The following is a 15,012-nucleotide window of genomic DNA, read 5'->3' on the forward strand; positions in this document are numbered from 1 at the left end:
GCGACCCAAATGCTTAAAGACAGCGACCGCATCTTCACCAACATCTACGGCCGGGAGGATTTCCGGCTGGCCGGTGCGCGCAAACGCGGCGACTGGGACGGCACGGCGGCGATCCTGGCGCGCGGCCGGGACGGCATCGTGGCGGAGATGAAGGAGTCTAACCTGCGCGGACGCGGCGGCGCCGGGTTCCCGACCGGGCTGAAATGGTCGTTCATGCCGAAGGTGTCGGACGGGCGGCCGCACTACCTGGTGATCAATGGCGACGAAAGCGAGCCCGGCACCTGCAAGGATCGCGAGATCATCCGGCACGAGCCGCACAAGCTGATCGAGAGCGCGCTGATCGCCTCGTTCGCGATGGCGGCGCACGCCGCCTACATCTATATCCGTGGCGAATACTACAACGAGGCACGCAACCTGCAGGTGGCGATCGACGAGGCCTACGCGGCCGGGCTGATCGGCCGCAACGCCTGCGGCTCGGGCTGGGACTTCGACTTTTTCATTCATCGCGGCGCCGGCGCCTATATCTGTGGCGAGGAGACCGCGCTGCTGGAGAGCCTCGAGGGCAAGAAGGGGCTGCCGCGGATGAAGCCGCCATTCCCGGCGGCGATGGGGCTGTATGGCTGCCCGACCACGGTGAACAATGTCGAGAGCATCGCGGTCGCCTCCACCATCCTGCGCCGCGGCGGAGCGTGGTTCTCGAGCTTCGGGCGGCCGAACAATGTCGGCACCAAGCTGTTCGCGATCTCCGGGCACGTGAACCGGCCCTGCGTGGTCGAGGAGGAACTCGGCCTGCCGATGCGCGAGATCATCGAGCGCCATGCCGGTGGGGTGCGCGGCGGCTGGGACAACCTGCTCGCGGTGATCCCGGGTGGCTGCTCGGTGCCGATCCTGCCGAAGCCGGTGTGCGACACCGTGCTGATGGATTTCGACGCGCTGCGGGCCGAGCGCTCCGGCCTCGGCACCGCGGCGATGATCGTCATGGACCGCAGCACCGACGTGGTCGAGGCGATCGCCCGCTTCGCGCGCTTCTTCAAGCATGAGAGCTGCGGCCAGTGCACGCCGTGCCGCGAGGGCACCGGCTGGATGATGCGGGTGATGGACCGCATGGTGAAGGGCCGCGCCGAGATCGACGAGATCGACATGCTCGAGCAGGTCACCCGCCAGATCGAGGGGCATACCATCTGCGCGCTCGGCGATGCGGCGGCGTGGCCGATCCAGGGCCTGATCCGGCATTTCCGGCCGGTGATGGAGGCGCGCATCACCGCCTACAAGGCCGGGCATCCGGCACGGGCCAAGGGGGCCGGGCTGGCGCCGACGCCGAGCAACATACCGGGCAACACCATCCCGGTCGCGGCGGAGTAGCGGCCGATGGCACGGGTCACTGTCGACGGCATCCAGGTCGAGGTCGCGAACGGCTCCTCGGTGCTGCAGGCCTGCGAAGCCGCGGGCAAGGAGATCCCGCGCTTTTGCTACCATGAGCGGCTGTCGATTGCCGGCAACTGCCGCATGTGCCTGGTCGAGGTGGAAAAGGCGCCGAAGCCGGTGGCCTCCTGCGGCTATCCGGTGATGGACGGCATGGTGGTGAAGACCGACACCGCGGTGGTGCGCCGAGCGCGCCGGGCGGTGATGGAATTCCTGCTGATCAACCATCCGCTGGACTGCCCGATCTGCGACCAGGGCGGCGAGTGCGACCTGCAGGACCAGGCGTATTCCTACGGCGCCGACCATTCCCGCTATGCCGAGAACAAGCGCGCGGTGAAGGACAAGTATCTCGGCCCGCTGGTGAAAACGGTGATGACCCGCTGCATCCAGTGTACCCGCTGCGTGCGCTTCGCCACCGAAGTGGCCGGCGTCCCGGAGCTGGGGGCGACGTCTAGAGGCGAGAACATGGAGATCACCACCTATGTCGAGAAGGCGCTGACCTCGGAGCTGTCCGGCAACCTGATCGATATCTGCCCGGTGGGCGCGCTGACCTCCAAGCCGTATGCGTTCGTGGCGCGTCCGTGGGAGCTCAAGCGCAGTGACAGCATCGACGTGATGGACGGCGTTGGCACCAACATCAGCATCCATGCCCGCGGCGCCGAGGTGCTGCGCATCCTGCCGCGCACCAACGACGCGGTGAACGAGGAGTGGATGGCCGACAAGGGCCGCTTCTCGTTCGATGGTTTCAGGAGAAGGCGGCTGGATCATCCCTGGGTGCGTGCGCACGGCAAGCTGCACCGGGCGAGTTGGCAGGACGCGTTCGTGGCGATTGCCCGCGCGATGCAAGGCATGCATGGCGACCGCATGGGTGCGATTGCCGGCGACCTCTGCGACGCGGAGAGCCTGGTGGCGCTGCGCGACCTGATGGTCTCGCTGGGTTCGCCCAACCTCGATTGCCGGCAGGACGGGGCGCGCTACGACACCTCGCGGCGCGAGTTCTATATGTTCAACACCACGATCGCCGGCATCGAGGACAGCGATGCGCTGCTGCTGGTCGGTTGCGATCCACGGCACGAGGCGCCGGTGCTCAATGCCCGCATACGCAAGCGCTACCTGGCCGGGCGCTACCCGGTCGGGGTGATCGCGCATCGGGCGGCCGACCTGACCTACGCGGCAGAAAGCCTGGGTGACCGTCCGGGGGCGCTGACCGGGCTGCTCGAAGGTGGTCACCCCTTCGCCGAGATCCTGAAGTCGGCGAAGCGGCCGATGATCGTGCTCGGCCAGGCGGCGCTGGCGCGCGAGGACGGCGCCGCGATCCTGGCGGCGTGCTGGAAGCTCGCCGCCGATGTCGGCGCGCTGGCGCCGGACTGGCATGGCTTCAATGTCCTGCATCATGCGGCGTCGCGCGTCGGCGCGCTGGATCTGGGCTTCGTGCCGGGCCAGGGCGGCCGCTCGGTCGCCGGCATGATGAGCGGCGGCGTCGATCTGCTCTGGCTGCTGGGGGCGGACGAGTTCCATCCGGCGCGGATCGGCCCGGACACCTTCGTGATCTACCAGGGCCATCACGGCGATGCGGGGGCGGCGCGCGCCGACGTGATCCTGCCCGGCGCCACCTACGCCGAGAAGCCGGGCACGTATGTGAACACCGAGGGCCGGGTGCAGAGGGCGTTCCAGGCGATCATGCCGCCCGGCGAGGCCAAGGAGGACTGGCGCATCATCCGCGCGTTTTCCGAGGTGATCGGCCACACCCTGCCGTACGACAACCTGGATGCGATCCGGGCGCGTCTGGTCGAAGCGTACCCGGTCTTTGCGGTGCAGGGTCTGCCGCGCTTCGGCGCCGGCAACCTGGACGGTCCCGCAGGTGAAATTGGTAGCCTGGGCAATGCGGCGTTCGCGCATGGCATCGGCGACTACTACCTGACGAACGCGATCAGCCGGGCCAGCCCGACCATGCAGGAATGCTCGCGCGTGTACAACGCCCCCCTCGTGCAGGCGGCGGAGTAGGGCTGTGCAGCACTTCTTTCTCGACACCACGCTCGGGCTGGTCATCCTGACCGCGCTCGAGGCGCTGGCGATGCTGGTGCCGCTGCTGATCGGCGTCGCCTACCTGACCTATGCCGAGCGCAAGGTGCTGGCCGCGATCCAGCTGCGCCGCGGCCCGAACACGGTGGGGCCGTTCGGGCTGCTGCAGGCGTTTGCCGACGCCATCAAGATGATCACCAAGGAGACGATCATCCCGTCCGGCGCCAACCGGGCGCTGTTCCTGCTGGCGCCGGTGCTCAGCTTCGGCCTCGCGATGACGGCCTGGGCGGTGATCCCGACCAACAACCACTGGGCGGTCGCCGACATCAATGTCGGCATCCTGTATCTGTTCGCGATCTCCTCGCTCGGGGTGTACGGCATCCTGATCGCCGGCTGGGCCAGCAATTCGAAATACGCCTTCATGGGCGGCCTGCGCTCGGCGGCGCAGATGGTCAGCTATGAGGTCTCGATCGGGCTGGTGATGGTGTCGGTACTGCTCGCGGTCGGCAGCCTCAACCTGAACGACATCGTGCTGGCGCAGCGGCATGTCTGGTTCGCGCTGCCGATGTTCCCGATGTTCGTGGTGTTCTTCATCTCCGCGCTCGCCGAGACCAACCGGGCGCCGTTCGACCTGCCGGAAGGTGAGAGCGAACTGGTGGCCGGCTTCTTCGTCGAATACAGCTCGCTGTCGTTCGGGCTGTTCTTCCTCGGCGAATACGCCAACATGTTCCTGATGAGCGGGATGACCACCATCCTGTTCCTCGGCGGCTGGCTGCCGCCGGTCGGCATCGCGCCATTCACCTGGATCCCCGGGCCGCTCTGGTTCATCGCCAAGATCTTGTTCGTGCTGTTCGTGTTCATCTGGGTGCGCGGCACCTTCCCGCGCTACCGCTACGACCAGCTCATGCGGCTCGGCTGGAAGGTGTTCCTGCCGTTCTCGCTGGCCTGGATGGTGCTCACCGCAGGATTCCTGATGGCGACCGGCCTACTGCCCGGGACCGTTCGATAATGCTACTACAGCGGTCATCCGACGCGGCTGTCTGCGCTTCCGGTGCTCACGGCCAGGCGGCCGCTCCGCTCCGGTTCTCGACACCCACGCCGGCCGGCGCCGAGATGGCGCCTCTGACTCGCCGTAGCGCATTCTCGAACGGTCCCTTTCATTCCCGGAGAGATTGAGCATGGCGATTCTGGATCGCACCGCGCGCACCTTCCTGCTGGCCGAGCTGGTGGCAGGCATGGGGGTGACGCTGCGCTACATGTTCAAGCCGAAGGCGACGTTGAACTATCCCAACGAGAAGGGCTCGCTGTCGCCGCGCTTCAGGGGCGAGCACGCGCTGCGCCGCTATCCGAACGGCGAGGAACGCTGCATCGCCTGCAAGCTGTGCGAGGCGGTGTGCCCGGCGGAGGCGATCACCATCGAGGCGGAGCCGCGCGAGGATGGCAGCCGGCGCACCACGCGCTACGACATCGACATGACCAAGTGCATCTATTGCGGCCTGTGCGAGGAAGCCTGCCCGGTGGATGCCATCGTCGAGGGGCCGAACTACGAGTTCGCCACCGAGACGCGCGAGGAGCTGATGTACAACAAGGATAAGCTGCTCGCGAACGGCGACCGCTGGGAAAGCGTGCTGGCCCGGCGCCTGGAGCAGGATGCTCCCTACCGATGATGACAAAGCAGGACGCCCCCTACCGATGATCACGCAGATCGCCTTTTATTTCTTCGCGGCGGTGCTGATCGCCTCGGCGGTCATGGTGGTCAGCGCACGCAATCCGGTGCATTCGGTGCTGTTCCTGATCGCGGCATTCTTCAACGCGGCCGGGCTGTTCCTGATCGCCGGCGCCGAGTTCCTGGCGATGATCCTGGTGATCGCCTATGTCGGCGCGGTCGCGGTGCTGTTCCTGTTCGTCGTCATGATGCTCGACGTGAACTTCTCGCAGGTGCGGGAAGGCCTGCAGCGCTACGCACCGGTCGGCGCCGCGGTCGGGCTGGTGCTGCTGGTCGAGCTGGTGCTCAGCGCCACCGCCTGGCGGATCGCACCGAACGTGCGCGACATTCCGCATGCGCGGGTGCCGGATGCGGCCAGCAACACCGAGGCGCTGGGGCGGCTGATCTATACCGACTACGTGTTCCTGTTCCAGGCGTGCGGGCTGGTGCTGCTGGTGGCGATGATCGGCGCGATCGTGTTGACGCTCCGCGACCGGCCGAGTGCGAAGCGCCAGGATGTCGCGGTCCAGCACGCGCGGGTTCCGGCCGATACCCTGCAGATGATGACGCTGGCCTTAGGCGAAAGCACCACCGGCAATGGCGGCTTCCGCCGGCCGGTCGGGCGCTCCGCCGAGAAGCGGCACGGCCCCCCCGCCATGGTCGTCGAGACCAGTCCGGACCGGGAGGGCTGACACGCATGCTGCCTGGCATCGCCAATGTGGGCCTCGGCCCGTACTTGACCGTGAGCGCCGGACTGCTGGTGCTTGGCGTGTTCGGTATCTTCCTGAACCGCAAGAACGTCATCACCATCATGATGTCGATCGAGCTGATCCTGCTCGCCGGCGAGATCAACCTCGTCGCGTTCTCCGCCGCACTCGGCGACCTGTCCGGGCAGGTGTTCACCCTGTTCGTGCTGACCGTCGCCGCCGCCGAGGCCGCGATCGGGCTTGCCATCGTCACCGTCTATTTCCGCAACCGCGGCTCGATCGAGGTCGAGGACGTGACCCTGATGAAGGGCTGAGATGAACGCGGCCGCTCCCCTGTTTACCGTCGCGGTGTTCGCGCCGCTGTTCGGCGCGCTGATCGCCGGCCTGTTCGGGCGCAGCATCGGCGATCGCGCCGCCCGCGCGGTCAGCATCGCATGCATGCTGCTGGCGACGCTGTGCGGCTTCGGCGCCCTGGCCGGCGCGCTGATGGACGGCTCTCCGGTGCTGGCGGTGCCGGTCTCCGACTGGATCCAGGCCGGCGGCTTCCGCGCACCCTGGACGTTGCGGTTCGACATGCTGTCGGTCGAGATGGTGGCGATGGTCACCCTGGTCTCGACGCTGATCCACATCTACAGCGTCGGCTACATGAGCCATGAGACCAATCCGGTCTCGCGCTTCTTCGCCTACCTGTCGCTGTTCACCTTCGCCATGCTGATGCTGGTGAGCTCGGACAACCTGATCCAGCTGTTCTTCGGCTGGGAGGGGGTGGGCCTCGCGAGCTACCTGCTGATCGGCTACTGGTATGACCGGCCGAGCGCCAATGCCGCGGCGATCAAGGCCTTCGTGGTGAACCGCATCGCCGACCTGTTCTTCATGGTCGGCATCGCGCTGCTGTTCGCGCAGTTCGGCACCGTCAGCTACGACAACATCTTTGCCCTCGTGCCCGACCACCAGCAGGCTTTGTATCACCTGTTCGGGACCGACATGCGGGCGTACGAGGTGATCGGGGTGCTGCTGTTCATCGGCGCGATGGGCAAGTCGGCGCAGCTGTTCTTCCATACCTGGCTGCCGGACGCGATGGAGGGGCCGACGCCGGTCTCGGCGCTGATCCATGCCGCCACCATGGTGACCGCCGGTGTGTTCCTGCTCGCGCGCATGTCGCCGCTGATCGAGTTCGCGCCGGTCACCAAGGACCTCGTCGTACTGATCGGCGCCTCGACCTGCTTCTTCGCCGCCACCGTCGGGCTGGTGCAGCCGGACATCAAGCGCACCATCGCCTACTCGACCTGCTCGCAGCTCGGCTACATGTTCATGGCGTGCGGCGTCGGCGTATACCAGGCCGGCATGTTCCACCTGACCACGCACGCCTTCTTCAAGGCGCTGCTGTTCCTGGGCGCGGGCTCGGTGATCCACGCCCTGCACGACGAGCAGGACATGCGCCGCATGGGCGGCCTCGCCCGCAAGCTGCCGGTGACCTGTGCGGTGATGTGGGTCGGTTCGCTGGCGCTGGCCGGCATTCCGCCGTTCTCGGGATGGTGGTCGAAGGATGCGATCATCGACGCGACCTTCATCGCCGGGACCGGGCCGGGCTACTATGGCTGGGTGCTGGGCTCGGTGACCGCATTCCTGACCGCGCTGTATAGCGGGCGGTTGCTGTTCCTGGTGTTCCACGGCCGGGCGCGCGATGCGGACCTGCAGGCGCCGGCGCATGAAAGCGGCCCGGTGATCCTCGGACCGCTGCTGGTGCTCGCACTCGGTGCCGCCTTCGCGGGTGCGGCGTTCGCGCCCTGGTTCATCGGCGGCCGACAGGCCGGGTTCTGGAACGGCTCGATCTTCAACGCGCCCGGCAATGCCGTGCTGGCGTCCCTGGAGCAGGTGCCGGTGCTGATCACCCTGGTGCCGACCATCCTGGCGCTGCTCGGGGCGGCCGTCTCGTACTACGCCTACATGGTCCGCCCCGAGCTGCCGGCGACCCTGGCCGCGCGCTATGCCGCTTTGCACCGGTTCCTGCTGAACAAGTGGTATTTCGACGAGCTGTACGACCGCATCCTCGTGCGACCTTATGAGGCCATCGCGCGGCTGTTGTGGCATGTCGGCGAGGAGGACATTGCCGAGGGCGTCCCGGACGAGATCGGCCGGCTGACCGCCGGCGGCTCCGTGCAGCTGGTGCGCATCCAGACCGGCTCAATCGCGGTGTATGCCTTTACCATGCTGATCGGGCTGGTCGTCCTGATCTCGACGTTTCTGGTGTTTCGCTGATGAACTGGACTCTTGCGCTGCCGGAGATCGTGCTGTCGGTCGCAGGCCTCGCGATCCTGGTGTTCGGGGTGCTGCAGCGGCGTGACGCCACGCAGCTTTGCTCGATGCTGACGCTGGCGGCCTTCGTGGTGACCGGCCTGCTGGTGATCGCGGCACCCGATGGCATCGGCTACAACGCCGTGTTCGTCGGTGACGACTTTGCGCGGTTCATGAAGATCCTCAGCCTGATCGGCGCGGCGCTCAGCCTGATCCTGTCGATGGACTACAACCGGCGCGAGGGGATCGGGCGCTTCGAGTTCCCGGTGCTGCTGCTGTTCTCGACCGTCGGCACCATGGTGATGGCGTCGAGCGAGAACCTGATGACGCTCTTTATCGGGCTCGAGCTGCAGTCGCTGGCGATCTACATCCTGTGCGCGTTCGACCGTGACCGGCTCGGCTCGGCCGAAGCCGGGCTCAAATATTTCGTGCTCGGCTCGCTGGCCTCCGGCCTGCTGCTGTACGGCATCTCGCTGGTGTTCGGGTTCGCCGGCACGATGGAATATCGTGGCCTGCAGACGGCGCTTGCTGCCTCGGCCGAGATCCCGACCGGGCTGGTGATCGGCATCGTGTTCATCATCGTGGGCCTCGCCTTCAAGATCTCCGCGGTGCCGTTCCACATGTGGACGCCGGATGTCTATCAGGGGGCGCCGCCGCCGGTGACGTCGTTCATGGCGGGGGCTCCGAAGATCGCCGCGTTCGCGCTGCTGCTGCGTGTCATGGCCGGGCCGTTCGGCGCGGTCTCGCACCAGTGGCAGCTGCTGATCGAGCTGATCTCGATGGCGTCCATGCTGTTCGGGGCACTCGCCGCGATCCCGCAGACCAGCATCAAGCGGCTGATGGCATATTCCTCGATCGGCCACATGGGCTATGCGCTCATGGGCCTGGCGGCGGCAACGCCGGCCGGCATGCGCGGCACGCTGATCTATCTCGCGATCTATCTGTTCATGAATGCCGGCAGCTTTGCGGTGATCGTGGCGATGCGCCGGCGCGGCCGGGCGGTCGAGCGGATCGCCGACCTCGCCGGCCTCGCCCGCACCGACCCGGGATTGGCACTCGCGATGGCGATCTTCATGTTCAGCATGATCGGCGTGCCGCCGCTGTCGGGGTTCTTCGGCAAGCTGCTGGTGTTCAGCGCGGCACTGCAGGCCGGGCTGGGGGTGCTGGTGGTGGTCGGCATCGTGTCGAGCGTGATCGGGGCGTACTACTATCTGCGCGTCGTGAAGGTGATGTATTTCGATGTCGCCGCCGTCGCCTTCGACCGGCCGGCGGCCTCCGTCTCGCTGGTCTCGGCCGGCATGGGGCTGGTGACCGGCCTGTTCATCCTGATCCTGGGCCCGGTGAGCAGCGCGGCCCAGGCCGCGGCCAGCGTGCTGTTCAGGTGACAGCGCCGATCTTCAGCGCTCAGGTCTGGCGCCTGCAGTGCCACGAGACGCTGGCCTCCACGTCCGATCTCTGCCTGGAGCGCGCGCGGGCGGGCGAGCCGGCCGGGCTTGCGGTGCTGGCCCGGGCGCAGACACGCGGGCGCGGGACACGCGGACGCGGCTGGCTGGCGGCCGATGGCGCCCTGGCGCTGTCCGTGCTGCTGCGACCCGGCACGGGTGATGCGGCACGCGCCTCGGTCTGGCCGTTCGTGGCGTCGGTGGCGCTGCATGACGCCCTCGCGCTGACGCCCCGCCACCGCCAGGCGCTGCGGCTCAAATGGCCGAACGACGTCATGCTGAGCGCGCCCCCAGTGCCCGGGCGCAAGCTGGCCGGTATCCTGATCGAGCGCTCGCCGGCCGCCGGCGGCGATGCGGGGTGGCTGGTGCTCGGCTTCGGCGCCAATCTCGCCGGCGCGCCGGAGCTGGCCGACCGCCCGACCGCGTGCCTCGCCGAACTCGGCGCGGCGCCGGGGCCGCGGGTCATCGCCGACCGGCTGCTCGACGCCCTGGCGGCGCGATGCGACGAGATGCACAGGGACGGGTTCGATGCCGTGCGGCAGGCGTGGCTGGCGCGCGCGTATCCGGCAGGCACGCCGCTTGCGGTGCGCACGCCGGCTGGCGAGACCGTCGGATCGTTCGCCTCGATTGCCGAGGATGGCACGCTGCTGCTGCGGGTCGGCGGATCGCTGACCCGGATCTCGACCGGCGACGTCGTGCTCGCGGGGCAAGGTGCCGATCCGTGAAGGCCAGACCATGCCGAGGAACCTGAAGCCGATGCTGCTTGTCGTCGATGCCGGCAATACCAATATCGTGTTTGCCCTGCATGACGGCACCGAGTGGCGCGGCATCTGGCGCATCGGCACCGAAACCGGGCGAACCTCCGACGAGTATGCGGTCTGGCTGCTGGCGCTGCTGGCGCATCGTGGCCTGGAGCGCGGGATGGTGGACCGCGCGGTGATCGGCACCGTGGTGCCGGCGGCGCTGTATCACCTGCGCCGGCTGTGCCGGGACTGGTTCGACGTCGAGCCGCTGATTGCGTCCGCCCGGCTGGACTGGGGCTTCGAGATACGCATGGACAACCCGGCCGAGGTCGGGGTGGACCGTCTGGTCAACGGGCTGGCCGCGCACCGGCGCTATGGCGGCCCGTTGCTGGTGATCGATTTCGGCACCGCTACCACGTTTGATGTGGTGGACCACGAAGGCTGCTACATTGGCGGCGTCATCGCGCCGGGGATCACCCTGTCGGTCGAAGCCTTGCATCGGGCAGCAGCAAGGCTGCCGCGTATCGGCATCGGCCGCTCCCAGGGGCCGGTCATCGGCACGAACACGATCGCGGCCATGCGATCCGGAATTTTCTGGGGCTATGTCGGTTTGATCGAGGGCATCTCGTCCCGGATCATCGCCGAATTCGGCAGCCCGATGAAGGTGGTGGCGACCGGCGGCCTGGCGCCGCTGATCGCGGAGGGCACCACGGTCATCGAGCGGGTCGACCCCGAACTCACATTGGACGGGCTGCGCCTGCTGTCGGCGCGCAACCCGCATCCCACGCATCCTGTCGACAGAACCTCGAGTGATTAAAGGCGAACTATGAATGTGTTGAACGGCGACCTGGCCTTCCTGCCCCTGGGCGGGACGGGCGAGATCGGCATGAACCTGAACCTGTACCGGTGCGACGGTGCCTGGCTGGCGGTCGATTGCGGCATCGGCTTCTCGGGCAATGACAGCCCCGAGGTCGATATCCTGATGCCGGACCCGTCCTTCATCGCGGAACGGCACCGCGACCTGGTCGGGCTGGTGATCACCCATGCGCACGAGGACCATCTCGGCGCGGTGGCGCATCTCTGGCCGCGGCTGCGCTGCCCGATCTATGCCACGCAGTTCGCCGCCGCGGTGCTGCGACGCAAGCTGGGCGAGGCGGGACTGCTGTCGCAGGTCAAGCTGCATGTGGTGCCGCAAGGCGGCGCGTTCCGGCTCGATCCGTTCGACCTGCGCTTCATCAGCGTGACCCACTCGGTGCCGGAGGCGCAGGCGCTGGTGGTGCGAACCCGGCACGGCATCGTGCTGCATACCGGCGACTGGAAGCTCGATCCGCATCCGCTGGTGGGACCTCCCACCGATCTCGAGGCGCTCGCCGAGCTGGGCCGCGAAGGCGTGCTGGCGATGGTGTGCGACAGCACCAACGCGATGGTGGAAGGCGAGAGCGGCTCGGAGTCGGATGTGCGCCGCAGCCTGACCAGCCTGATCGCGGCGATCAGCGGCCGGGTGGCGGTGACCTGTTTTGCCAGCAACGTCGCGCGCGTCGAGAGCATCGCACTCGCCGCCGAGGCGGCCGGGCGGTCGGTGGTGGTGGTGGGCCGCAGCTTGCGCAACCTTGAGGCGGCGGCGCGCGACTGCGGCTATCTCGAGCGTGTGCCGATGTTCCTCTCCGAGCAGGATGCGGACGACATCCCGGACGACAACCTGCTGATGATCGTGACCGGCAGCCAGGGCGAACCGCGCTCGGCGATGTCGCGTATCTCGCTCGACACGCATCCGAACATCTCGCTCGGCGAGGGCGACACGGTGGTGTTCTCGTCGCGCATGATCCCGGGCAACGAGCGCGCCATCATGATGGTGCAGGACAACCTGGTGCGCCGCGGCGTGCGCGTGCTGACCGATGCCGACCACATGGTCCATGTGTCCGGACACGCGGCGCGCGACGATCTGCGGCGGCTGTATGGGCTGGTGAAGCCGCGCTATGCGGTGCCGGTGCATGGCGAGTGGCGGCATCTCGCGGCGCACGCGGCGCTGGCCCGCGAGGAGGGTGCGCGGCCGGTGCTGCTCGAGGATGGTGACGTGCTCAGCCTGTCCGGCAACGCCATCGAGGTGGTGGACAGCGTCCCGGTCGCCAAGCTGGCGCTGGACGGCAATCGCGTGCTGCCGATGGAGGGCGGCGTGCTGGCGGCGCGGCGCAAGATGCTGTTCAACGGCGTGGTGCTGGGCAGCGTGGTGATGGACCAGGGTGGCCGCTTCCTCGGTGCGCCCAAGGTGAGCGCGCCCGGACTGCTGGAGCCCGACGACGCGGAGACGGTCCGGGTGACGGCGAGCTTCGCGCAGAACCTGGCCGAACTGTCGGACGCGGTGCGTGCCGACGAGGCCGGCCTGAAGGAGGCGGCACGCAGCGCGCTGCGCCGAGCGCTCGGACGCAAGCTGCAGAAGCGGCCGATGGTGGACGTGCACCTCCTGCGCGTCTGACGGCAAGAGCATGATCCGATCGATCATGCTCGCCTTGTTGTCGGTCAGGGCAGCTTCACCCGATGATCGACATCGCGACGCGACGCCGGTTGATCGGATGCTGCACTGATGGGATGGTTCACCGGGATCATCCTGTTCGTGCTGATCTGGTGGACTGCCCTGTTCGCGGTGCTGCCGTTGGGCCAGCAGGTGCGGCCCGAGGCCGACGAAGTGTCCGGCGTGCGCGGGCTGCCGAGCCGGCCGCGGATCGGTCGCATCGTCCTGATCACGACGCTGGTTTCGGCGCTGCTGTGGATCGGCTGCGACCTGCTGATCAGCAGTAGCTACTTATCGTTTCGGCACGGGATTTTGGCATTCGGCGGGTAGCTGCCAGTTGCCAAACGAGTCGCCAATAACTTTTGCATGATTGTCATGCGTTTTGTCTGGCTATCTGCAATCGGTTCCGCAATCATTAACGGCAGGATGAGGTCTCCCTCATCCTGCCGTGTGACTGGCGTTTTCTCCCTAAACTTGGCCCACGCGGATGACCAAGTCGTCGCGTGGGCTTTTTTTATGCGTGCATCGGCGGTTTGTCACGCCCTGCAAGCTAATAAAGATGCATTGGAACAACGATTTCTGCGAGCTGTTACTTGTGCGCTGCATCATTGTGCGATGCACAATTATAATGAGGACAGTAATCAGCGGCGGAGACGAGGACAGCCGGGTGAGCCCCGTTTCGCGATCGCGCGGCGCCAGCACGGGACGGCCCTATCGCGATCCGGTCAGCCGGTTCCGTCCGATCGGATGATGCTCTACGGTCCGCGGCACCCGCCGTTCGCCGTTCGAGGTCTGTCCGCCGATGCGCCTGTCCAGAAGCTTTGTGCCCACCCTGAAGGAGAACCCGGCCGAGGCACAGATCGCCTCGCACCGGCTGATGCTGCGCGCCGGGCTGATCCGGCAGACCTCCGCCGGCATCTATGCGTGGCTGCCGGCGGGGCTGCGGGTGCTGCGCCGCATCGCGCAGATCGTCCGCGAGGAGCAGGACGCGATCGGCGCCCAGGAGGTGCTGATGCCGACCCTGCAGCCGGCCGAGCTGTGGCGCCGGTCCGGACGCTACGACGCCTACGGGCCGGAAATGCTGCGCCTCGCCGACCGGCACGAGCGCGACCTGCTGTACGGGCCGACCAACGAGGAGATGATCACCGACCTGTTCGGACAGTCGGTGAGGTCGTATCGCGAGCTGCCGCAGGTGCTGTACCAGATCCACTGGAAATTCCGCGACGAGATGCGGCCGCGCTTCGGTGTGATGCGCGGCCGCGAATTCCTGATGAAGGATGCCTACAGCTTCGACGCCGACTACGACGCCGCGGTCGCGACCTACCGGCGCATGCTGCTGGCCTACCTGCGCACGTTCCAGCGCCTGGGCGTTAGCGCGATCCCGATGGCCGCCGATGCCGGGCCGATCGGCGGCAATCTCAGCCATGAATTCATCATCCTGGCCCCGACAGGGGAGAGCGGCGTGTTCTACGACGCCGCCCTCGAGGAACAGGACTGGCTGGCGAGCGATGTCGATCTCGAGGATCGCGCAGCGCTCGCCGGCTTCTTCGCGCGCGTCACGACACTCTATGCCGCGACCGACGAGAAGCACGACGGGGCGGCCTGGGCCGCGGTGCCGGCGGATCGCAGGCGCGAGGGCCGCGGCATCGAGGTCGGGCACATCTTCTATTTCGGCACGAAATACACCGCGGCGATGGGGGTTGCGGTCAGCGGCGCGGACGGCACGCCGTTGCATCCGGAAATGGGCAGCTACGGCATCGGCGTGTCGCGGCTCGTCGGCGCGATCATTGAGGCAAGCCACGATGAGGCCGGGATCATCTGGCCGGACGCGGTGGCGCCGTACAAGGCGGCGATCCTCAACCTCAAGCCGGGCGACGCGGCCTGCGATGCGTTGTGCGAGCGTCTGTATGCGGCAGAACCCGACGCGCTGCTGCTCGACGACCGCAGCGAGCGCGCCGGCGTCAAGTTCAACGATGCCGACCTGATGGGCCATCCCTGGCAGATCATCGTCGGTCCGCGCGGGGCCGCGGCCGGCCAAGTCGAGATCAAGCGTCGGGCGACGGGAGAGCGTATCGAGCTGTCGCCGGAGGCGGCGCTGGCGCGGATCCTGTCGCCGGAGGCGGCGCCGGCGCGGATCCTGTCGCCGGAGGCGGCGCCGGCGCGGATC

General features: G+C 67.5%; 12 protein-coding genes and 1 pseudogene. All 13 read left to right on the forward strand.

Features of this window, described 5'->3' with window-relative positions:
- Positions 1-9 precede the first annotated feature (9 nt).
- Positions 10-1,362: an NADH-quinone oxidoreductase subunit NuoF gene (nuoF, locus tag ACQY4O_RS04775; RefSeq protein ID WP_428375067.1), complete on the forward strand. Its 1,353-nt coding sequence runs from the start codon at positions 10-12 to the stop codon at positions 1,360-1,362.
- Between the two features lie 6 nt (positions 1,363-1,368).
- Positions 1,369-3,426, forward strand: coding sequence for an NADH-quinone oxidoreductase subunit NuoG (gene nuoG / locus ACQY4O_RS04780; RefSeq protein WP_428375068.1), 2,058 nt, complete (start codon positions 1,369-1,371; stop codon positions 3,424-3,426).
- 4 nt (positions 3,427-3,430) lie between these two features.
- Positions 3,431-4,453, forward strand: a complete 1,023-nt coding sequence (gene nuoH, locus ACQY4O_RS04785; protein ID WP_428375069.1) for an NADH-quinone oxidoreductase subunit NuoH — start codon at positions 3,431-3,433, stop codon at positions 4,451-4,453.
- A 169-nt stretch (positions 4,454-4,622) separates the two neighbouring features.
- A complete protein-coding gene (gene nuoI, locus ACQY4O_RS04790; RefSeq protein WP_428375070.1) occupies positions 4,623-5,111 on the forward strand; it encodes an NADH-quinone oxidoreductase subunit NuoI in 489 nt (162 codons plus the stop codon).
- 25 nt (positions 5,112-5,136) lie between these two features.
- Complete coding sequence (locus ACQY4O_RS04795; RefSeq protein ID WP_428375071.1) at positions 5,137-5,841, forward strand: NADH-quinone oxidoreductase subunit J; 705 nt, start codon at positions 5,137-5,139, stop codon at positions 5,839-5,841.
- Positions 5,842-5,846: 5 nt separating this feature from the next.
- Positions 5,847-6,170 carry an NADH-quinone oxidoreductase subunit NuoK gene (gene nuoK, locus ACQY4O_RS04800; RefSeq protein ID WP_428375072.1) on the forward strand — a complete coding sequence of 108 codons (324 nt, stop codon included), beginning with the start codon at positions 5,847-5,849 and terminating at the stop codon, positions 6,168-6,170.
- 1 nt (position 6,171) lies between these two features.
- Positions 6,172-8,115: an NADH-quinone oxidoreductase subunit L gene (nuoL, locus tag ACQY4O_RS04805; protein ID WP_428375073.1), complete on the forward strand. Its 1,944-nt coding sequence runs from the start codon at positions 6,172-6,174 to the stop codon at positions 8,113-8,115.
- Positions 8,115-9,536: an NADH-quinone oxidoreductase subunit NuoN gene (nuoN, locus tag ACQY4O_RS04810; protein ID WP_428375074.1), complete on the forward strand. Its 1,422-nt coding sequence runs from the start codon at positions 8,115-8,117 to the stop codon at positions 9,534-9,536. The genes nuoL and nuoN overlap by 1 nt, the downstream gene beginning before the upstream one ends.
- The gene (locus tag ACQY4O_RS04815; protein WP_428375075.1) at positions 9,533-10,318 is read left to right on the forward strand and encodes a biotin--[acetyl-CoA-carboxylase] ligase; all 786 of its coding nucleotides are present in this window, start codon (positions 9,533-9,535) and stop codon (positions 10,316-10,318) included. Before nuoN ends, ACQY4O_RS04815 begins: the two co-directional genes overlap by 4 nt.
- Positions 10,319-10,349: 31 nt before the next feature.
- Positions 10,350-11,153: a type III pantothenate kinase gene (locus tag ACQY4O_RS04820; RefSeq protein WP_428375076.1), complete on the forward strand. Its 804-nt coding sequence runs from the start codon at positions 10,350-10,352 to the stop codon at positions 11,151-11,153.
- Between the two features lie 9 nt (positions 11,154-11,162).
- Positions 11,163-12,809, forward strand: coding sequence for a ribonuclease J (locus tag ACQY4O_RS04825; RefSeq protein ID WP_428375077.1), 1,647 nt, complete (start codon positions 11,163-11,165; stop codon positions 12,807-12,809).
- 108 nt (positions 12,810-12,917) lie between these two features.
- Complete coding sequence (locus tag ACQY4O_RS04830) at positions 12,918-13,175, forward strand: DUF1467 family protein (RefSeq protein ID WP_428375078.1); 258 nt, start codon at positions 12,918-12,920, stop codon at positions 13,173-13,175.
- Between the two features lie 472 nt (positions 13,176-13,647).
- A pseudogene (proS, locus tag ACQY4O_RS04835) lies at positions 13,648-14,952 on the forward strand (proline--tRNA ligase); the annotation flags it as partial.
- Positions 14,953-15,012: the final 60 nt, after the last annotated feature.

This window comes from Lichenicoccus sp. (assembly GCF_965277665.1).
Classification (GTDB): domain Bacteria; phylum Pseudomonadota; class Alphaproteobacteria; order Acetobacterales; family Acetobacteraceae; genus Lichenicoccus.